This is a genomic window from Herbaspirillum sp. Her4 (assembly GCF_057961335.1).
Window position 1 is genome coordinate 2,226,671 of the sequence record NZ_CM176330.1, and the last position, 18,113, is coordinate 2,244,783.

Sequence of the window (18,113 nt, forward strand, 5' to 3'; positions counted from 1 at the left end):
CAGGGCAGGGAAACATTCCCACGGACTGGCAACGGCAGAACTTCAATAACAAAGACATAGGCGGGCAAGTTTTCATGAATCCAAACGCAGCAGCCATCGAGCAGGGCACAGGACAGCGCATCGCCGTCATCGGGGCCGGTATTTCCGGCCTGGCGAGCGCCTACCTGCTGGCGCGCAAGCATCAGGTCGTGCTGTTCGAGTCCGCCCCGACGCTGGGCGGCCATGCCAATACCGTGGAGATCGCGCCGGAGGGCGTCCCCTTCCCGGTCGATACCGGGTTCCTGGTCTTCAATGACTGGACCTATCCCAACCTGATCGCGCTGTTCGAGGAGCTGAAGGTCGAGACCTACGATACCGACATGTCCTTCGGCGTCTCGATGGATGAAGGCAGTTTCGAATGGGCCGGCACCAATCTGGATACCGTCTTCGCCCAGCGCAAGCGCCTGCTGCAGCCGTCCTTCCTGGGCATGCTGCGTGACATCCTGCGCTTCAACCGTGCGGCGCACGCCAACCTGGCCGCCTGCGAGGGGCGTCCGGTGACCTTGCGGCAGTTGCTGGAAGAGAGCGGCTATGGCGTCCTGTTCGGTGATGCCTATCTGATCCCGATGGCGGCAGCGATCTGGTCCAGCTCGCCTTCGGACATCCTCGATTTCCCGGCGGCGACTTTCCTGCGCTTCTGCATCAACCACGGCCTGCTGCAGGTCAACAACCGTCCGCGCTGGCGCACCGTGCGCGGTGGTTCGCGTGAATACGTGCGCCGCATCGCCGCCACCCTCGACGATGTACGCCTGGGTAGCCGCCTCACCAGCGTCACCCGCAACGAGCAGGGCGTGCTGGTGCGCAGTGGCGGTGCCGAGCCGCGCGAGGAACAGTTCGATGCCGTGGTCTTCGCCACCCACGCACCGCAGACCCTGGCGCTGCTGCAGGACGCCACCATCGATGAACATCAGGTGCTGTCGGCCGTGCGTTATCAGGCCAATACCGCCTGGCTGCACAGCGACGTCTCGCTCATGCCGCAGCTGGACAAGGTCTGGTCGGCCTGGAATTACCTTGGTTCGCGCCACAGCGATGGCAGCCGCGCGGTGTGCGTGAGCTACTGGCTCAACCGCCTGCAGGACCTGCCCTGCAAGACCGACATCGTGCTCACCCTGAATCCGCCCCAGCCGCCCAACCCGGCGACGGTGATGGGCCGTTTCGATTACGAGCATCCGGTCTTCGACCAGCCCGCCATCGATGCCCAGCGCCGCCTGCCGGAGATTCAGGGCAAGCACCGCGCGTGGTTCGCCGGTGCGTGGACCGGTTACGGCTTCCATGAAGATGGCCTGAAATCCGCCCTGCGCGTGATCCGGGACTTCGGCGTGACGCCGGATTGGGCTGCGCCATGAGCACTTCGCTGACCTCCCGCACCGACGCGCCCGCGCTGTTGTTGAGCGGGCAGGTGATGCATCAGCGTTTGCGTCCGGTGCTGCACAAGTTCGTCTATCCGGTGTTCTGCGTGCGCCTCGATCTGGCGCGCCTCAACGAAGCGGGCAATGCCTGGTTCGGCGTGGATCGCCGCCGCCTGATGTGCGTGCGCACGCGCGACTATGGTCCGCGCGATGGCAGCGATCTGGCCGGCTGGGTGCGCGGTCATCTGCAACAGGCCGGGCTGCCGCACGATGGCGCGATCTGGCTGCAGACCTTTCCGAGGCTGTTCGGCTTCGTCTTCAATCCGGTCAGCTTCTTCCTGTGCCATGACCGTGAAGGTCAGCTGCGGGCGGTGCTGGCCGAGGTCAACAACACCTTTGGCGAGACCCAGCACTACCTGCTGTCGGCACCCGGACAGGGCGTCATCGACGAGCACACGCGGCTGGTCTGCAACAAGCTCATGCATGTATCGCCCTTCTGCGAGGTGAGCGGTTTCTATCGTTTCCGCTTTCGCGACCAGGCACGGCATGAGGACGCGGGCGGGAATACCGCCTTCGTCGGCATCGACTATTACGACCACGGCCATCCGTCGGAAGTGGCGCAGGGTTTGCAGCCCCTGATGCGCACCTCGGTCGGCGGCCATCTGCATCCCCTGACCGCGGCCACGGCCTTCGGCGCGCTGTGTGCGCAGCCGTTCCTGACGCTGGGCGTGGTCGCCCGTATCCACTGGCAGGCCTTGCTGTTGTGGCGCAAGCGCGTGCCCTGGTTCAGCAAGCCCGAGCGCGTCGCAGCCGCAGGTACTTCTTCTGGAAAGGAAACCCTATCGTGAACCGTATCCCCGCATTGCAGACTACCGGCCGCCGCGCCGGCCCGATTTCGGCCCGCCTGTTCCTGGCGATGCTGGAGCGCCTCAGCCACGGCCACCTGGAACTGATCACACCGCACGGCACCACGCTGACCTTCGGCGATCTGCGCCAGCCGCCAAGCGCGCAACTGCGCATCCTCGACTGGCGCGCCTGCGCTGCCATCCTGCGCGCCGGTGACATCGGCTTCGGCGAAGCCTACGGCAATGGCTGGGTGGAAACGCCCGACCTGGCCGCGCTGCTGCGCCTGGCCATGCGCAACCGGGCGATGCTTGCCAGCGCGGTCGAAGGCGGACGCCTGGCCTCGCTGTGGTACCGCCTGCGCCACCTGCTGCGCTCCAACACACGCAGCGGCAGCCGCCGCAATATCCATGCGCATTACGACCTGGGCAATGATTTCTATCGCCTGTGGCTGGACCCGACCATGACCTATTCGTCGGCCATCTTCACCGAGCCCTGCCAGAGCCTGGCCTCGGCGCAGGCGGCCAAGTATCAGCGCATCGTTGACCAGCTTGGCTTGCAGGCGGGCGATCGCGTGCTGGAAATCGGCTGCGGCTGGGGCGGCTTTGCCGAACATGCGGCGCGCCTGGGCATCCGTGTGCATGGCGTGACGATCTCGCCGTCGCAGCTGGCTTTTGGCCAGGAGCGCATGCGCCACCAGCAGCTCGATCACCTGGCGCATCTGGAACTGTGCGACTACCGCGATCTGGATGGGAAATACGATGCCATCGTGTCCATCGAAATGTTCGAAGCCGTCGGCGAGCGTTTCTGGCAGACGTATTTCGATACCGTGTCGGCCCGCCTGAAAGCCGGTGGCCGTGCGCTGATCCAGTCGATCACCATTGATGAAGCGGTGTTCGAACGCTATCGCGACAGCGCCGACTTCATCCGCGAATTCATCTTCCCTGGCGGCATGCTGCCCAGCCATGAGCGCTTCTCTCGCTGCGCGCTGCGCGCCGGCCTGACCACGCGTGACCGCTTCCATTTCGGCCGTGATTACGCCGAGACCCTGCGCCGCTGGAACGACGCCTTCCAGGCCCAGCGCGAGACCATTGCCGCGCAAGGTTTCGATGAGCGTTTCCGCCGCCTGTGGCAGCTGTATTACGTGTTCTGCGAAGTGGGCTTCGATGAAGGCCAGACCGATGTGGTGCAGTTCCTCTTGCAAAAGGAGTGAGTCATGAATGCCAAGCTGATGCGCACGGGCCTGCCCGCGCGCCTGTGGAAGGGGATCGCGCTGGTGCTGCTGGCGCTGGTGCTCGGTGGCTGCGCCTCGCAGCAGATATCGGACTACGCCGCCAAGACCCCGGTGTTCGATCCGGCGGTGTTCTTCAAGGGCCGCACTGAGGCCTGGGGCATGTTCCAGAAGCGCGGTGGCGAAGTGGCGCGGCGTTTCCATGTGGTCGTGACCGGTACCGTGGACGGCAACACGCTGACGCTGGACGAGCGTTTCCGCTATGACGACGGCGAGACCCAGACCCGCGTCTGGACCTTGGTGCGCCAGCCCGACAACAGCTGGCGCGGCCGTGCCGGTGACGTCATCGGCGAGGCCATCGGCCACACCGCCGGCAATGCCTTGCACTGGAATTACACGCTGCTGCTGCCGGTCAATGACAAGCAATACGAAGTCCAGATGGATGACTGGATGTACCAGATGGATGAACGCACCCTCATCAACCGCACCAGCATGAGCAAGTTTGGTGTGGAAGTGGGCCAGGTCACGTTGTTCTTCCGCAAGGAGGGTGTATGAATACCCAGTCCAAGCCCCTGCCCAAGGAGGCTGCCGGAGCCGCCGGCGAGCGTGCTCCGATCTCGCGCCCCGCCGTGTTGTTCGGCCCGATGAACCAGCCGGTCAGTGACCTGCGCGGCCTGCGCATCTGGCTGGTCGGGGCCTCCAGCGGCATTGGTGCCGAACTGGCGCGCCAGGCGCTGCAGGCAGGTGCCCGCGTGGCCTTGTCGGCGCGCCGTGCGGACGTATTGCAGGAGGTCGCGGCAGCCCACAAGAATGCCTTCATCGCGCCGCTGGATGTGCTTTGCCACGATGCCTGGCGCGACCAGCATGCGCGCATCGTTGAGGCCTTCGGCGGTGTTGACCTGCTGGTGTTCTGCGCGGCCAAGTATCGCCCGGAGCGCACATGGGAGGTTCAGGAGGAGGAAGCCGAGCACACCTTGCGCACCAACGTCGCCAGTGTGTATTCGGCGCTGGGTGCGGCGCTACCCGATATGCTGGCACGTGGCAGCGGCGGCATTGCGCTGGTGGCCAGCGTGGCCGGCTATGTGGGGCTGCCGGGCGCGACCGTATATGGTCCCGGCAAGGCGGCGCTGATCAATCTTGCGGAAATTCTTTATAGCGATTTGCGGCCCAAGGGGGTGAACGTGTATCTGGTCAATCCGGGCTTCGTGAAGACCGACCTGACCGACAAGAACGACTTCCCCATGCCGGCCATCCAGACGCCGCAGCAGGCGGCCACCGCCATCTGGCGCGGAATCTCCGAAGGCCGCTTCGAGATCCACTTCCCACGGCGCTTCACGGCCTGGCTGAAGATACTGCGCCTGCTGCCGTTCCGGCTGCGCTTCATGCTGTTCCAGCGCTTCATGCTGAGCTGACCATGCAGCATCTTGACCGCTTGCTGGACTGGTATGGCGCGCTGGATCGCAGCAGCCTGGAACGGATTGGGGAATTTTATTCGCCGGAGGCTCTGTTCAAGGATCCTTTCAATGACATCAAGGGCCTGCGATCCATCCGCGCCATCTTTGCGCACATGTTCGAGACCACGGAGGATCCGCGCTTCGTGATCCTGGAACGCATGGGGCAGGGTGAGCAGGCCTTTGCCACCTGGCGTTTCGAGTTTCGGCTGAAGGGCCGCTTCTACACGGTGCTGGGGGCGACGCATTTCCGCTTCGATGCGGCGGGCCTGGTGACCGAGCATCGCGATTACTGGGATGCGGCTGAAGAGCTCTGGCAGAAATTGCCGGTCATTGGCGGGCCGGTGAAGTGGTTGCGGGGGAAGTTCAGGGCGACCACTTATTGATGGCACGTCTGGTCTGCGCGGAGCAAGCAATTTCTCCACGACTCATGTGTGGAAATTAATTCCACAATGCGCCTTGTCGATTCGCGTACCGGGTGCCAGTCAGGAACGGAATCAAGCGACTGACTGCAGGGCCGCCTCCCAGGGCCATGCCGGATGCACCTACTGCGCGCTCTGCGGCAACTGCCGCAAGGCTTGCAATGAGGGCATCGCATTCCACGCCATCAAGGCCGCTTCCTGCTGCGGCCCATTGGCTTGCAACCATTGCGCCATGTCGTTGCCAGCCTGCTGCCCATAGATCCGATGCGAGTGAATGAGGATGAAACCCGTCCCCTCCACCAGCACGAAGCGCGCGAAGACTGCCTCCAGAAAACCCGGATTGCCCAGCACTGCTGCGATGTAGTGTTCGGCGGGCCGGGTGTCGGAGCGGGGCAGCGAATTGATGCGGACCACCTTGCCCGCCGTCTGGTAGCGCTTGAGCACGAGGTTGGCCAGCTGCGCCAGCTTGTCGCCATCGGTGGCCTGCTCGACGACATTGATGGTGACCATGTCGGTCCAGTGGTTCAGGTCCGTTTCCGCAGGAGGCGTAAATTCGTTCTGGCCATTCTTTGACCAGCGATGCACGTAGTTGACGTTGTCGAACGTCAACGCCTCAGCACCGGCGGCCAGCGCCAGTGCAGGAATTAGGGTCAGGATCGCGGCGATGTTGCGCAGCGGGCGTAGCAGGAAAGTGGTTTGAGGCATGGCGAACTCCTTGTTCTTGCAGGAGGGAATTATAAGTTGACCGCCGCGCACTTGCCGTCAATCCGTCGTGCTCGGCGTCCAGAACGCCTGCTTCACGGCAGGCAAGGCCAGCAGACGTTCCACCAGCGCATCGAGTTCATCGCCATCCACGGAGGTCGCCGCCAGGGTGGCTTCGATTTCCACTTCATCCTCCGTAAAGGGCCGCACGTCCAGTCCATGCGTAGGATGGCGGCTCTGTTCCAGCATGTCGGTGACGGCCATGAGCACGCGCTTCTGGTGCGCGCTTTCCACGATCAGGTGGATGGTGTTGGTCACTTCCACCGAAGGCACATCCAGCGGCTTGCGGTTGATGGTGTTGACCACCGGGCGCAGCAGGGTATTGGCGGCCAGCACGAAGAGGGTGGCCAGGATCGCTTCCAGGATCAGGTCGGCACCCGCAGCCGCCCCCACTGCCGCCGAGCCCCACAAGGTGGCCGCAGTATTGATGCCGCGCACATTGCCTTCCTCGCGCATGATCGCGCCCGCGCCCAGGAAGCCCACCCCCGAGACCACATAAGCCACCACATGCACCGCGCCTTCGTGACCGCCCATGCGATTGGCCATGTCGACGAAGACTGCCGCGCCCAGGGCCACCAATACGTTGGTGCGCAGGCCGGCGGTACGTTGCCGGTACTGGCGCTCCAGCCCGATCAGGCCGCCCAGGATGAAGGCGGCCGTCAGGCTGATGGAGGTATCGAGCAGGGATTCGAGATTGATGTTGGCGATGATTTGCATGGGACTTCCGGTACGTTCATGGGGCCGCACGAGGGCCGGGCTGCGCAATGGTGCGCGATGATGCCCCAGAAATGCAACAGGGACATGACAAATTCCGGATCACCCATTGCGCTTCTCGTCCCCTGCACGCGGCATCGACACGAACTACAATCGCCAATCCCGTGCGAGAGGTCGAGTTTTTTCCGCGCGGCAAGATCACTTATCCACAAGGAGTTTCCATGAGCAGCAAAGTAGCCCTGATCACCGCCGCCGGCAGCGGCATGGGTGCCGCCGCCGCGCGCCGCCTGGCGGCCGATGGCTTCCAGGTCGGCATCCTGTCTTCCTCCGGCCGTGGCGAGGCGCTGGCCGCCGAGCTGGGCGGCATCGGCGTGACCGGCTCGAACCAGTCTGTGGACGACCTGCAAAAACTGGTCGACCAGGCCGTGGCCCGCTGGGGCCGCGTGGATGTGCTGGTCAACAGCGCCGGCCATGGTCCGCGCGCTCCCATCCTCGACATCACCGACGAAGACTGGCATCGCGGCATGGAGACCTACCTGCTCAACGTCATCCGTCCCACGCGCCTGGTGACGCCGCTGATGCAGGCACAGGGTGGCGGGGCCATCATCAACATCTCGTCTGCCTGGGCCTTCGAACCCTCCGACATGTTCCCGACCTCAGCGGTATTTCGCGCTGGCCTGGCCGCGTTCACCAAGCTCTTCGCCGACAAGTACGCGCCGGAAAACATCCGCATCAACAACGTCCTGCCGGGCTGGATCGACAGCCTGCCACAACGTGAAGAACGCCGCGCCGGCGTGCCCATGCAGCGCTATGGCACCAGCGAGGAAGTGGCCGCGACCATCGCTTTCCTGGCTTCCTCCGGTGCCGGCTACATCACCGGCCAGAACATCAAGGTCGATGGCGGACTGATGCGTTCCGTGTAATACAGCCATCCCGACCGACACGACGGCTCTGCTTTGCAGGGCCGTTTTGCTGCGCGGCATCGTATTTCATTCTCCACCCCTTCTTGCGCAAAAAAGTATCAGTCCTTCCTCGCTGGTGATGTAGAACCCGCAGCCAGAGGGGCACTAAGATGCAGCACATGATGAAAACTGACAACAGCGATTTGTCAGTTTCAATAAGGAAAATGCTCTCGATTGAGAGGAGACACGATGCAGCCCGACCTGGAACTGGTCCATATCCGCAAGGGCGAATCCTTTGCGGCATGGATGCACGGCTACCCCTTCCGTACCGTGCGCTGGCACTACCATCCGGAGTACGAGATCCACCTCGTGGTGGCGACTTCGGGACGTTTCTACGTCGGTGACCACATCGGCGACTTCGCGCCGGGCCAGCTGGTGATGACCGGCCCCAATCTTCCGCAGAACTGGATTTCCGACATCGGCCGCGATGAGGTGGTCCCCGTGCGCTCGCTGGTGATCCAGTTTCCCGAGCAACTGGTGGATCAATGCGCCGCCAGCATCCCCGAGATGGAAGCCATCATGCCGCTGCTCGAACGCAGCCATCGCGGCCTGCTGTTCGATGCGGCCACCAGCGACACGGTGCGTCCGCTGATGCAGCGCCTGATCGACCAGCGCGGCTTGAAGCGCCTCGCCCTGTTCTGGGAAATCCTCGACGTGCTGGCCAATTCGCCCGAGCCGGAAGTGCTGGCCAGTCTCTCCTACAAGCTGGACCTGTCAGGCGTGAACAGCAGCGGGCTCAACCGTGCCATCGCCTATCTGCGCGAACACCTCACCGATGACATCGGCGAACAGGACCTGGCCGACATGGTGGGGCAGAACCTGAGCACCTTCTCGCGCGCCTTCAAGCGCCACACGGGAACCACGCTGGTGCGCTACAAGAACCAGCTGCGCGTGGACCTGGCCTGTCTCGCGCTGCTCAACAATCCGGAAGCACGCATCACCGACATCTGCTACGAGACCGGGTTTTCCAATCTCTCCAATTTCAACCGCCACTTCCAGAAGATCAAGGGCATGTCGCCTTCGGAGTTTCGCAATACCTTTGCCAGCAACGGCCTCTTTGCCGCGACCGGATAGCGCCGGACGCACGCCGTAAATCATTTAAATCATTTCCTTGTCAGGGAAAAACGCATTCAGGAAAGCCCCCGCTTTCCGGAACAGGACAGGTGTTGCCTGTCACTTCGCAACGAGCATGCCGGGTAATCCCGTCATCAAGCACACACCAACAACAATGGAGACTGCAATGAAGAAAGCACTGACCGCACTGGCCTTGTCCACCGCCACGCTGGTGGCATTCACCGCACCGGCGAGCGCCCAGGAACTGTCCAAGCTCAAGATCGGCATGAGCTTCCAGGAAATGAACAATCCGTATTTCGTCTCGATGAAAAAGGCCCTCGATGATGCGGCCAAGTCCTTCGGTGCCAAGGTCATCGTCACCGATGCTGCTCATAACGTGGCCAAGCAGATCGCCGACATCGAAGACATGCTGCAGCAGAACATCGACATCCTGCTCATCAACCCGACCGACTCCGCCGGCGTGGAAGCCGCAGTCAAAGCGGCCAAGGCGCGCAACGTGATCGTGGTGGCGGTGGATGCCAACGCCTCCGGTCCGGTGGACATGTTCGTCGGTTCCAAGAACAAGGATGCGGGCTACCAGTCCTGCCGCGCACTGGCCGATGCCATCGGTGGCAAGGGCGAAGTGGCGATCCTCGACGGCATCCCCGTGGTGCCCATCCTGCAGCGCGTGGAAGGCTGCAAGCAGGCCCTGGGCGAATACAAGGACATCAAGCTGGTGGCCACCCAGAACGGCCGACAGGACCGCTCGGTGGCGCTGGGCGTGGTGGAGAACATGATCCAGTCGCGCCCCAATCTGAAGGGCATCTTCTCGGTCAATGACGGCGGTGCGATGGGCGCACTGGCGGCCATCCAGGGCAGCGGCAAGGACATCAAGCTGACCTCGGTGGACGGCGCGCCCGAAGCCGTCAAGGCGATTGCCGATGGCGGTCCCTTCATCGAGACCACCGCGCAATTCCCGCGTGACCAGGTGCGCGTGGGCCTGGCCATGGCGCTGGCCAAGAAGTGGGGCGCACGCGTGGTGCCCAAGGAAGTGCCCATCGACGTCATGCCGGTGACCAAGAAGAACGCGGCCGGCTTCAGCTGGTAAGCCGCTGGCGCGGCGGCCCTGGTCCGTCGCGCCTTCCTTTCCCTTGATGGAGGCAGCCATGCTCCAACTGACTGGTATCAAGAAGAACTTCGGCCCGGTGACGGTGCTGCGCGGCGTCGACCTGCAGGTGCGCGCCGGTGAAGTGCACGCGCTGCTGGGCGAGAACGGCGCGGGCAAGTCCACGTTGATGAAGATCCTGTGCGGCATCGTCACACCCGATGCGGGCGAGATCCGCATCGATGGACAGGCCTGCCGTTTTGCCAGCTATCACGAGGCCATCGCCGCCGGTGTCGGCGTGGTGTTCCAAGAATTCTCGCTGATCCCTTATCTGGATGCGGTGGACAACATGTTCCTGGCGCGCGAGTTGCGCAGTCCGTTCGGCCTGCTGCAGCGTGCCGCCATGAAGCGCCGCGCGGCGCAGATCGTCGCGCAACTGGGCGTGGAAATTCCGCTGGAGGTGCCGGTGTGCAAGCTCTCGGTGGCGCAGCAGCAGTTCGTCGAGATCGCCAAAGCGCTGGCGCTTGATGCCCGCATCCTGGTGCTGGACGAACCGACCGCAACCCTTACGCCCGGCGAGGTAGAGCACCTGTTCAAGGTGATGCGCGGCCTGCGTGAGCAGGGCGTGGCGATCATCTTCATCTCGCACCATTTGGAAGAAATCTTCGAGATCTGCGACCGCATCACCGTGCTGCGCGATGGTGCTTACATCGGCACTTGTGCGGTGAGTGAAGTGGACCAGGCGCGTCTGGTGGAGATGATGGTGGGGCGGCGCATCGAGAATTGCTTCCCGCCCAAGCCGGCCGCCGCGCCCGAGGGCGACGTGGTGCTGGAAGTGCAGGCCTTGCAGCTCAAGCGCAATGGCCCGGTGTCGCGTTTCCAGTTGCGGCGCGGCGAGATCCTGGGCTTTGCCGGCCTGGTCGGCTCGGGCCGCACCGAGACCGTGCTGGCCATGCTGGGCGCGCATCCGGCGGTGCAATGCAAGCTGTCCATGCACGGTGTGCCGTTGCGCTTTGCCGATCCGGCACAAGCCCTGCAAGCAGGCATCGGCCTGCTGCCGGAAAGCCGCAAGGAGCAGGGACTCATCACCAGCTTCCCCATCCTGCACAACATCTCGCTGAACAATTACGGCAAGTATCGCGCGGGTGGCCTGTTCCTGGATCGCCGCCGCGAAGCCGAAGCGACCCGCATCGCCATGCAGCGCGTGCGCGTGAAAGCGCCGGATGCACATGCGCGGGTCGATACGCTGTCCGGCGGCAACCAGCAGAAGGTGGTGATCGCGCGCTGGATCAATCACAACATGCAGGTGCTGATTTTCGATGAACCCACACGCGGCATTGATGTAGGTGCCAAGGCCGAGATTTATCAGCTCATGCGCGAATTCACCGCGCAGGGCTATTCCATCATCATGATTTCTTCCGAGTTGCCGGAGGTGGTTGGCATGTCCGACCGGGTCTGCGTCTTCAAGGGCGGCGGCATCGTGGCCACCGTCGAAGGGGATGCCGTGACCGCCGAAGAAATCATGACCCATGCCACCACCGGGAGACTCCACCATGCAGCATGAAGCCAATACCCTGGGCAGCGCCCCCGTGCGCGCCTCATCGCAGGCGCGCTGGCGCGCCCTGATCCATTCACCGCTGGCACTGCCGCTGGCCGGACTGGTCGTGGTCTCGCTCCTGATGGGGCTGGCCTCGGACAATTTCTTCACCGTCTCCAACTGGCTCAACGTGCTGCGCCAGGTGTCCATCGTCGGCATCCTCGCCGTGGGCATGACCTTCGTCATCCTTACCGGCGGCATCGATCTGTCGGTCGGTGCGGCCATGGCGCTGGCCGGCACTTTGTCGGCGGGGCTGATCGTCAACAGCGGCCTGCCCGCACCGGTCGCGCTGCTGGCCGGCATCGCACTGGCCGTAGGCATCGGCCTGCTCAACGGCGCACTGGTGGCCTGGGGCCGCATGCCGGCCATCATCGTCACGCTGGCCACCATGGGCGTGGCGCGCGGGGTCGGGCTGATCTACTCGGGCGGCTATCCGATCTCGGGTTTGCCGGGCTGGATCTCGTGGTTCGGCGTGGGCCGCATCGGCATGATCCCGGTGCCGGTGATCCTGATGCTGGTGGTTTATGCACTGGCCTGGGTGCTGCTGCAGCGTACCCCTTTCGGCCGCCATGTCTATGCCATCGGCGGCAATGAGATGGCGGCGCGTTTGTCGGGCGTGAAGACTACGCGCATCAAGCTGGCGGTGTATGCGATTTCCGGTTTCACCTCGGGCCTGGCCGCGATCATTTTGACGGGCCGCCTGATGTCGGGCCAGCCCAATGCGGGCGTGGGCTTCGAGCTGGATGCGATTGCCGCCGTGGTGCTGGGCGGCACGGCCATTGCCGGTGGACGCGGGCTGGTGGTGGGCACGCTCATCGGCGCGGTGCTGCTGGGCATCCTCAACAATGGCCTGAACCTGATGGGCATCAATCCCTACCTGCAGGACATCATTCGCGGCGTGATCATCCTGCTGGCCATCTATATCGCCCGGGAATGGCGCTGAGCATTTCCATTCCTTTTTTTCATACTTGATTTCATTCACAAGGAGACAGAACATGCCCCAATCTCTCGCAGGCAAGATCGCCGTCATCACCGGTGCCGCCTCCGGCATCGGCCTGGCCACCACCGAAAAACTGCTGGCCAATGGCGTGACCGTGGTGATGGTGGACTGGAATGCCAAAGCGCTGGATGAACTGGCTGCCCGCCTCGGTCCGCAGGCCATCCCGCAGGTCACCAATCTGCTGGACGCCGACAGCTGCGCGGCGATGGTGCCGGAGATCCTGGCCAAGGTCGACCACATCGACATCCTCTACTGCAATGCCGGCACCTACATCGGCGGCGAGCTGGTCGATACCACGCCCGAGGCCATCGACAAGATGCTCAACCTCAACGTCAATGCGGTGATGAAGAACGTGCATGCCGTGGCACCGCACATGATCGCGCGCAAGACCGGCGACATCATTGTCACCTGCTCAGTGGCCGGGCATTTCCCGACTTACTGGGAGCCGGTCTATGCCGGTTCCAAATGGGCCATCACCTGCTTCGTGCAGACCATGCGACGCCAGATGATCCCGCATGGCGTGCGCGTCGGACAGGTCTCGCCCGGCCCGGTGATCTCGGCGCTGCTGGCCGACTGGCCGGAAGAGAACCTGCGCAAGGCCAAGGAATCGGGCAGCCTGATCGAGCCCTCGGAGGTGGCCGATGCGATCGAGTACATGCTGACCCGCAACCGCAATGTGACCATCCGCGATATGCTCGTGCTCCCCACCAATTTCGATCGCGTGTGAGCAAGACAACGCGGCAGGTGGCCCTTTTCCAAACCAGCGAGGAAAGATGGAGACCTATCTGATCGGCATCGATGTCGGCACCGGCTCGGCCCGGGCCGGCGTATTTGATCACAGCGGCAAGCTGTGTGGCAGTGCGAAACATGACATCGCTCTCTTCCGCGACGAGCGCCGCGCGCGCGTCGAACAATCCAGTGCCCAGATCTGGGATGCGGTATGCCATGCGGTGCGGGGTGCCGTCGCCAGGGCCGGCATCGATCCGGAAAGCGTCACCGGCATCGGTGTGGATGCCACCTGTTCGCTGGTGGTGCAAGGCGCGCCGGCCGGCGTGGGCGATGCCGGCCATCCCGAGCGCGATGTGATCGTGTGGATGGATCACCGTGCGCTGGAGCAGGCGCAGCGCATCAATGCGGGCGGGCATGCGGTGTTGTCCTATGTAGGTGGTGTGATCTCGCCGGAGATGGAAACGCCCAAGCTGCTGTGGTTGAAGGAACACCTGCCGGAGGTGTATGACGGCGCTGCGCAGTTCTTCGATCTCACCGACTTCCTGACCTGGAAGGCGACGGGTTCGCTGCAGCGCTCGTCCTGCACCGTGACCTGCAAGTGGACGTATCTTGCCCATGAAGGGCGCTGGGATGCGGATTACTTCCGCCGCATCGGCCTGGGCGATCTGGCCGAGGAAGGCTTTGCGCGCATTGGCCAGGAAGTGGTGTGGCCCGGTACCGCTTTGAATGGCGGCTTGTCGCCCGAGGCGGCGCAGCAATTGCAGTTGCGGCCCGGCATCGCGGTGGCGGCGGGACTGATCGATGCGCATGCGGGTGGCGTCGGCACGGTCGCCGCGCGCGGTGGTGCGGAGGATGCCGCGGCCTGCATGGCCTATGTGTTCGGTACCTCGTCCTGCACCATGACCAGCAATGCAAAGGCGGTCTTCGTTCCCGGTGTGTGGGGCCCGTATTACAACGCCATGGCCCCCGGCATGTGGCTCAACGAAGGCGGACAGTCGGCCGCGGGTGCGGCCATCGATCATCTGCTGACGCTGCATCCGGCTACGCCGCAAGCGCGCGAACTGGCCGCCGCTGACGGGATGGAATTGCCGCAGTGGCTGGCCGCACGCGCGCTGGCCTCGGTGGCGCAGCCGGCGCAGGCAGTCTGGCTGGCCGGTCAGATCAACGTGGTGCCGGAATTCCTCGGCAACCGTTCACCGCTGGCCGATCCGCAGGCCCGTGCCGTGCTGCTGGGGCTGGGCATGGAACACGACATCGACAGCCTGGTGGCGCTCTATGTCGCCGGCTTGTGCAGCCTGGGGTATGGCCTGCGCCAGATCATCGAAGCGCAGGCGGCATGCGGTGTGCGCATCGCCAGCATTTCGGTCTCGGGCGGCGCGGGTACGCATCCGCTGACGCGCCAGTTGCTGGCCGATGCCACCGGCCTGCCGGTGGAAATCACCGCCTGTCCTGAGCCGGTGCTGCTGGGATCGGCCATGCTGGCGGCGGTCGCTGCGGGCACGCATGCCGACCTGCAGAGCGCCATGGCGGCCATGTCCAGCGTGGCCGGGCGCAATGCGCCGACAGGGGAGGCCATCGGCCGCCTGCACGAGTCGCGTTACCAGGCCTTTCTCAAGAGCCAGCAACTGGCGCGCGAGGTACGCGACAGCCTGGCCCCGCTGCTGGCGGCGCAGTCCGCTCCGGCCACAGCGTCTCACTGAATGGAGACAAGCAGATGGAATTTTCAGGAACATCGGTCATCATCACCGGGGCCGGCAAAGGCATAGGCCGCGCCTGCGCGCGCTTGATGGCGCAGCGCGGTGCCGAGGTGATCGCCTTGTCGCGCACCGCCAGCGACCTGGCCAGCCTGCGCGAAGAAATCGGCTCACGCTCGGTGCAGGTCGACCTGGCCGATCCGGCCGCCGCCCGGCGCGCCATGGAGCAGGCTGGTACTGCGGACTTCCTCATCAACAGCGCTGGCATCAACGTATTGCAATCCAGTACCGAGATGACCGATGCAGGCTATGAAGCCGTGCTGGGGGTGAACCTGCGCGCGGCCCTCATCACCTGCCAGTCCTTCGCCCGTGCGCGTATCGCGGCCGGTGGCGGCGGGGCCATCGTCAACATCACTTCCATTGCGGGCCATCGCGGCTTTGCCGAGCATCTGTGCTATGCCGCCTCCAAGGCCGGTCTGGAAGGGGCGACGCGGGTGCTGGCCAAGGAGCTGGGCGCGCATGGCATCCGCGTTAATGCGGTCGCTCCCACCATCACCCTGACCGAACTGGCAGAGGCGGCCTGGAGCGATCCGGCCAAGTCGGCCCCGATGATGGTGCGCCATCCTTTGCAGCGCTTCGCCTCCGCCGAGGACGTGGCGCGCAGCATCGCCATGCTGCTGTCGGCGGATGCGGCCATGCTGACCGGGGCAGTGGTGCCGGTGGATGGCGGCTTCCTGGCGGTCTAGCGGTGCCTGCCATTGCGTGCTTCAGACGCGACAAGGGCGACCCGAAGGCCGCCCTGGCGAAGCTGCTGCGGCCGTCGCCGCGCAAACTTGACGAAACTTGACGGGATCAGCGACCGATCTGGTGCCCGATCACGCCGCCCACGGCCGCACCACCGGCCGTACCGATGCCGCTGCCACCGGTGAGGATGGCACCGCCGACGGCACCCACGGTGGCACCGATGGCCGTGTTCTTGTCGCGGGTGCTCATGTTGCTGCAGCCGGTCATGGCGGTCAGCGCGATGGCAGTGATGGAAATGGCAGCGATCTTGTGAAGTGTTTTCATGATTTTTTCCTGATCGTAAATAAAGACTTGTTCCCGAAGTTTTTTGAATGAGGGTCCGGCTCGCGCATGCTGCCTGAGGGCGGCGTGCTTGCGGGAGCGGGTATGGCAATAGACCAGCTCGATCTCGAAAAGATTCGAGTTGCAACACGTTCTCTTACAGTTGTTACATACTCTGGCCTGCGCCGTACCAGCCCTTGGGAAGAGGGTGAGAGGGCGTGTAATTTTTACAATAATCGGACCAGAGAACCTCATGACTTTGACTTCAAGCCTGCGCCGGGCCGCCCGCCTGTTGCTCACCTCCGCCACGCTGCTGCTGGCGGCCGTTCCGCTGCACGCCGCCGAACCGCCCAAGCCGGTCGAAGGCAGCTGGCTGGCACCGCGCTTCCAGTTCCATACCGGCCAGACCCTGGACAACCTGCGCCTGCACTATGTCACCCTGGGCGAGCGCAGCAACCCCGCGGTACTGGTGCTGCACGGCACCTACCAGAGCGCCGGTGCGATGCTGTCCAAGGACTTCGGCGGCCAGCTCTTTGGCCCCGGCCAGCCGCTGGATGCCAGCAAGTACTTCATCATCATTCCGGACGGCATCGGCGTGGGCAAATCCACCAAGCCTTCGGACGGCCTGCGCGCGGCCTTCCCGCAATACAACTATGACGACATGGTGCTGGCGCAATACCGCATGCTGACCGAAGGCATGGGCATTTCGCACCTGCGCCTGATCATCGGCAATTCCATGGGCGGCATGCAGACCTGGATCTGGGGCGGCACCTATCCCGGCTTTGCCGATGGCCTGGTGCCGATGGCCTCGCAGCCGACCGAAATGGCCAGCCGCAACTGGATGATGCGGCGCATGCTGGTGGAGTCGATCAAGCAGGACCCGGCCTGGAACAACGGCAACTACACCACCCAGCCGCCGTCGCTGCGCCTGGCCAACAACATGTTCGTCTTCGCCACCAATGGCGGCACGCTGGCCTACCAGGCCATCGCCGGCACCCATGCCCAAGCCGACAAGCTGGTCGACGAGCGCCTGGCCGCGCCGGTGACGGCGGATGCCAATGACTTCATCTACCAGTGGGGTTCCTCGGCCGACTACAACGCCGCGCCGGGTTTGTCGAAGATCAAGGTGCCGGTGCTGGCCATCAATTCCGCCGACGATGAGCGCAACCCGCCCGAGACCGGCATCATGCAGGCCGCGCTGAAGGAAGTGCCGGGCGCACAGCTGCTGCTGATCCCGGCCAGCGCCGAGACGCGTGGCCATGGCACCACCGGCATGGCGCGCTTCTACGTGCGCGAGCTGACGCAGTTCATCCAGGGCCTGCCCGCCCGCTGACGCCGGAGCCAGTGATGCACAAGCGCAACGGGCGTGCCGGCCAGGTGCTGGCCGTGCTGCTGCTGGCCGCCGGGGTGCGGCCGGTGCAGGCCGGCACCGGCTACTACCTGGTCAGCGTCTATTCCGACCCCGGCCAGTGGACGCTGGATTACAAGTACTGGAACGCCAAGGCCAGCGTCGGCCCGCCGATCGGCTCGCCCGAGCTGGGGATCGCTTATGGCGTCAATTCGCGCTGGTACACCGAGCTGTATGGCGTGACCCAGCAGGATGCCGTGCAGGGCACGCAGATGCTGAGCATGAACTGGCAGAACGATGTCCTGCTCACGCAAGGGGAATATCCCTTCGACCTGGCCATCCACACTGATGTCGGCCAGTATCGAAACAGCCAGCGCGACGGCTATTCACTAGAGTGGGGGCCGGCGCTGCAAACCGAATGGTGGCGCACGCAGTTCAACGCCAACCTGTTCCTGCAGCGTGACTACCGCAGCCAGCAGAACGGGCCGACACAACTGGTCTATCAATGGCAAGTGCGTCAGCACTGGCGGCCCTGGTTCAACTTCGGGCTGCAGGGCTTCGGCGAGTTGGGACGATGGGATCACTGGGCCACGCGCGATCAGCAGTCGCATCGCGCCGGACCGGCGCTGTTCGGTACGCTGCGCATGGGGCATCAGTTCGTGAAATACGAGGCCGCCTACCTGTTCGGCAGCAATGTCACCCTCAGTGCGCGCACCTTCACCATGCGGCTGCAAGTGGGCTTCTGACAG

The 18,113-nt window shown here is 64.1% G+C and carries 19 protein-coding genes; 16 read left to right on the top strand and 3 right to left on the bottom strand.

Translation table 11 applies throughout. From position 1 onward, the window contains the following. Positions 1 to 74 precede the first annotated feature (74 nt). From ACWFUC_RS10115 to ACWFUC_RS10140, 6 genes are read left to right on the top strand one after another with little or no spacing between them, the layout of a single operon-like run. Entirely contained in the window at positions 75 to 1,385 is a 1,311-nt protein-coding gene (locus tag ACWFUC_RS10115) for an NAD(P)/FAD-dependent oxidoreductase (RefSeq protein ID WP_489624820.1), read from the top strand. Beyond that, entirely contained in the window at positions 1,382 to 2,236 is an 855-nt protein-coding gene (locus ACWFUC_RS10120) for a DUF1365 domain-containing protein (RefSeq protein ID WP_039789821.1), read from the top strand. Before ACWFUC_RS10115 ends, ACWFUC_RS10120 begins: the two co-directional genes overlap by 4 nt. After that, positions 2,233 to 3,444 carry an SAM-dependent methyltransferase gene (locus tag ACWFUC_RS10125; protein ID WP_134137205.1) on the top strand — a complete coding sequence of 404 codons (1,212 nt, stop codon included), beginning with the start codon at positions 2,233 to 2,235 and terminating at the stop codon, positions 3,442 to 3,444. Before ACWFUC_RS10120 ends, ACWFUC_RS10125 begins: the two co-directional genes overlap by 4 nt. A gap of 3 nt (positions 3,445 to 3,447) precedes the next feature. Beyond that, complete coding sequence (locus ACWFUC_RS10130) at positions 3,448 to 4,017, top strand: DUF3833 domain-containing protein (protein WP_489624821.1); 570 nt, start codon at positions 3,448 to 3,450, stop codon at positions 4,015 to 4,017. After that, positions 4,014 to 4,874 (top strand): SDR family NAD(P)-dependent oxidoreductase, encoded by an 861-nt coding sequence (locus ACWFUC_RS10135; RefSeq protein WP_489624822.1) that lies wholly within the window; start codon positions 4,014 to 4,016, stop codon positions 4,872 to 4,874. The genes ACWFUC_RS10130 and ACWFUC_RS10135 overlap by 4 nt, the downstream gene beginning before the upstream one ends. A 2-nt stretch (positions 4,875 to 4,876) precedes the next feature. Beyond that, entirely contained in the window at positions 4,877 to 5,299 is a 423-nt protein-coding gene (locus ACWFUC_RS10140; protein WP_039789077.1) for a nuclear transport factor 2 family protein, read from the top strand. Between the two features lie 159 nt (positions 5,300 to 5,458). Here the strand turns inward: ACWFUC_RS10140 and ACWFUC_RS10145 are convergent, their stop codons facing one another. Continuing rightward, positions 5,459 to 6,040 carry a hypothetical protein gene (locus ACWFUC_RS10145; RefSeq protein ID WP_489624823.1) on the bottom strand — a complete coding sequence of 194 codons (582 nt, stop codon included), beginning with the start codon at positions 6,038 to 6,040 and terminating at the stop codon, positions 5,459 to 5,461. A gap of 57 nt (positions 6,041 to 6,097) precedes the next feature. Further along, positions 6,098 to 6,814 carry an MgtC/SapB family protein gene (locus ACWFUC_RS10150; protein WP_134137200.1) on the bottom strand — a complete coding sequence of 239 codons (717 nt, stop codon included), beginning with the start codon at positions 6,812 to 6,814 and terminating at the stop codon, positions 6,098 to 6,100. A 218-nt stretch (positions 6,815 to 7,032) separates the two neighbouring features. Here ACWFUC_RS10150 and ACWFUC_RS10155 point away from each other — a divergent pair, with 218 nt between their 5' ends. From ACWFUC_RS10155 to ACWFUC_RS10190, 8 genes are all read left to right on the top strand, one after another. Then, positions 7,033 to 7,734, top strand: a complete 702-nt coding sequence (locus tag ACWFUC_RS10155) for an SDR family oxidoreductase (RefSeq protein ID WP_034340273.1) — start codon at positions 7,033 to 7,035, stop codon at positions 7,732 to 7,734. Between the two features lie 228 nt (positions 7,735 to 7,962). After that, a complete protein-coding gene (locus ACWFUC_RS10160) occupies positions 7,963 to 8,847 on the top strand; it encodes an AraC family transcriptional regulator (RefSeq protein WP_034340275.1) in 885 nt (294 codons plus the stop codon). A 166-nt stretch (positions 8,848 to 9,013) separates the two neighbouring features. Continuing rightward, entirely contained in the window at positions 9,014 to 9,934 is a 921-nt protein-coding gene (locus ACWFUC_RS10165; protein ID WP_034340277.1) for an ABC transporter substrate-binding protein, read from the top strand. 58 nt (positions 9,935 to 9,992) lie between these two features. Continuing rightward, on the top strand, positions 9,993 to 11,495 hold the full coding sequence (locus ACWFUC_RS10170; protein ID WP_489624824.1) for a sugar ABC transporter ATP-binding protein: 1,503 nt from the start codon (positions 9,993 to 9,995) through the stop codon (positions 11,493 to 11,495). Further along, a complete protein-coding gene (locus ACWFUC_RS10175) occupies positions 11,461 to 12,471 on the top strand; it encodes an ABC transporter permease (protein WP_375163941.1) in 1,011 nt (336 codons plus the stop codon). Before ACWFUC_RS10170 ends, ACWFUC_RS10175 begins: the two co-directional genes overlap by 35 nt. Positions 12,472 to 12,523: 52 nt before the next feature. Next, positions 12,524 to 13,255: an SDR family oxidoreductase gene (locus ACWFUC_RS10180; protein ID WP_039789070.1), complete on the top strand. Its 732-nt coding sequence runs from the start codon at positions 12,524 to 12,526 to the stop codon at positions 13,253 to 13,255. Positions 13,256 to 13,301: 46 nt separating this feature from the next. Beyond that, positions 13,302 to 14,957, top strand: a complete 1,656-nt coding sequence (locus ACWFUC_RS10185; protein WP_489624825.1) for an FGGY-family carbohydrate kinase — start codon at positions 13,302 to 13,304, stop codon at positions 14,955 to 14,957. 14 nt (positions 14,958 to 14,971) lie between these two features. Continuing rightward, the gene (locus ACWFUC_RS10190) at positions 14,972 to 15,697 is read left to right on the top strand and encodes an SDR family oxidoreductase (protein WP_134137198.1); all 726 of its coding nucleotides are present in this window, start codon (positions 14,972 to 14,974) and stop codon (positions 15,695 to 15,697) included. A 106-nt stretch (positions 15,698 to 15,803) separates the two neighbouring features. Here the strand turns inward: ACWFUC_RS10190 and ACWFUC_RS10195 are convergent, their stop codons facing one another. Then, complete coding sequence (locus ACWFUC_RS10195) at positions 15,804 to 16,019, bottom strand: YMGG-like glycine zipper-containing protein (RefSeq protein WP_088755320.1); 216 nt, start codon at positions 16,017 to 16,019, stop codon at positions 15,804 to 15,806. Positions 16,020 to 16,269: 250 nt separating this feature from the next. Between ACWFUC_RS10195 and ACWFUC_RS10200 the strand changes: the two genes are divergently transcribed. Both ACWFUC_RS10200 and ACWFUC_RS10205 read left to right on the top strand, forming a co-directional pair. Continuing rightward, positions 16,270 to 17,349, top strand: coding sequence for an alpha/beta fold hydrolase (locus ACWFUC_RS10200; protein WP_489624826.1), 1,080 nt, complete (start codon positions 16,270 to 16,272; stop codon positions 17,347 to 17,349). 14 nt (positions 17,350 to 17,363) lie between these two features. Further along, the gene (locus ACWFUC_RS10205; protein ID WP_489637591.1) at positions 17,364 to 18,110 is read left to right on the top strand and encodes a hypothetical protein; all 747 of its coding nucleotides are present in this window, start codon (positions 17,364 to 17,366) and stop codon (positions 18,108 to 18,110) included. Positions 18,111 to 18,113: the final 3 nt, after the last annotated feature.

Excerpts from the sequence above, each read along its gene's own strand:
- ACWFUC_RS10205 (WP_489637591.1), top strand. The coding sequence starts at position 17,364 with ATGCACAAGCGCAACGGGCGTGCCGGCCAGGTGCTGGCCGTGCTGCTG.
- ACWFUC_RS10195 (WP_088755320.1), bottom strand. The coding sequence starts at position 16,019 with ATGAAAACACTTCACAAGATCGCTGCCATTTCCATCACTGCCATCGCG.
- ACWFUC_RS10135 (WP_489624822.1), top strand. The coding sequence starts at position 4,014 with ATGAATACCCAGTCCAAGCCCCTGCCCAAGGAGGCTGCCGGAGCCGCC.
- ACWFUC_RS10180 (WP_039789070.1), top strand. The coding sequence starts at position 12,524 with ATGCCCCAATCTCTCGCAGGCAAGATCGCCGTCATCACCGGTGCCGCC.
- ACWFUC_RS10175 (WP_375163941.1), top strand. The coding sequence starts at position 11,461 with ATGCCACCACCGGGAGACTCCACCATGCAGCATGAAGCCAATACCCTG.
- ACWFUC_RS10190 (WP_134137198.1), top strand. The coding sequence starts at position 14,972 with ATGGAATTTTCAGGAACATCGGTCATCATCACCGGGGCCGGCAAAGGC.
- ACWFUC_RS10130 (WP_489624821.1), top strand. The coding sequence starts at position 3,448 with ATGAATGCCAAGCTGATGCGCACGGGCCTGCCCGCGCGCCTGTGGAAG.
- ACWFUC_RS10200 (WP_489624826.1), top strand. The coding sequence starts at position 16,270 with ATGACTTTGACTTCAAGCCTGCGCCGGGCCGCCCGCCTGTTGCTCACC.
- ACWFUC_RS10115 (WP_489624820.1), top strand. The coding sequence starts at position 75 with ATGAATCCAAACGCAGCAGCCATCGAGCAGGGCACAGGACAGCGCATC.
- ACWFUC_RS10170 (WP_489624824.1), top strand. The coding sequence starts at position 9,993 with ATGCTCCAACTGACTGGTATCAAGAAGAACTTCGGCCCGGTGACGGTG.
- ACWFUC_RS10140 (WP_039789077.1), top strand. The coding sequence starts at position 4,877 with ATGCAGCATCTTGACCGCTTGCTGGACTGGTATGGCGCGCTGGATCGC.
- ACWFUC_RS10155 (WP_034340273.1), top strand. The coding sequence starts at position 7,033 with ATGAGCAGCAAAGTAGCCCTGATCACCGCCGCCGGCAGCGGCATGGGT.
- ACWFUC_RS10120 (WP_039789821.1), top strand. The coding sequence starts at position 1,382 with ATGAGCACTTCGCTGACCTCCCGCACCGACGCGCCCGCGCTGTTGTTG.
- ACWFUC_RS10165 (WP_034340277.1), top strand. The coding sequence starts at position 9,014 with ATGAAGAAAGCACTGACCGCACTGGCCTTGTCCACCGCCACGCTGGTG.
- ACWFUC_RS10160 (WP_034340275.1), top strand. The coding sequence starts at position 7,963 with ATGCAGCCCGACCTGGAACTGGTCCATATCCGCAAGGGCGAATCCTTT.
- ACWFUC_RS10150 (WP_134137200.1), bottom strand. The coding sequence starts at position 6,814 with ATGCAAATCATCGCCAACATCAATCTCGAATCCCTGCTCGATACCTCC.
- ACWFUC_RS10185 (WP_489624825.1), top strand. The coding sequence starts at position 13,302 with ATGGAGACCTATCTGATCGGCATCGATGTCGGCACCGGCTCGGCCCGG.
- ACWFUC_RS10145 (WP_489624823.1), bottom strand. The coding sequence starts at position 6,040 with ATGCCTCAAACCACTTTCCTGCTACGCCCGCTGCGCAACATCGCCGCG.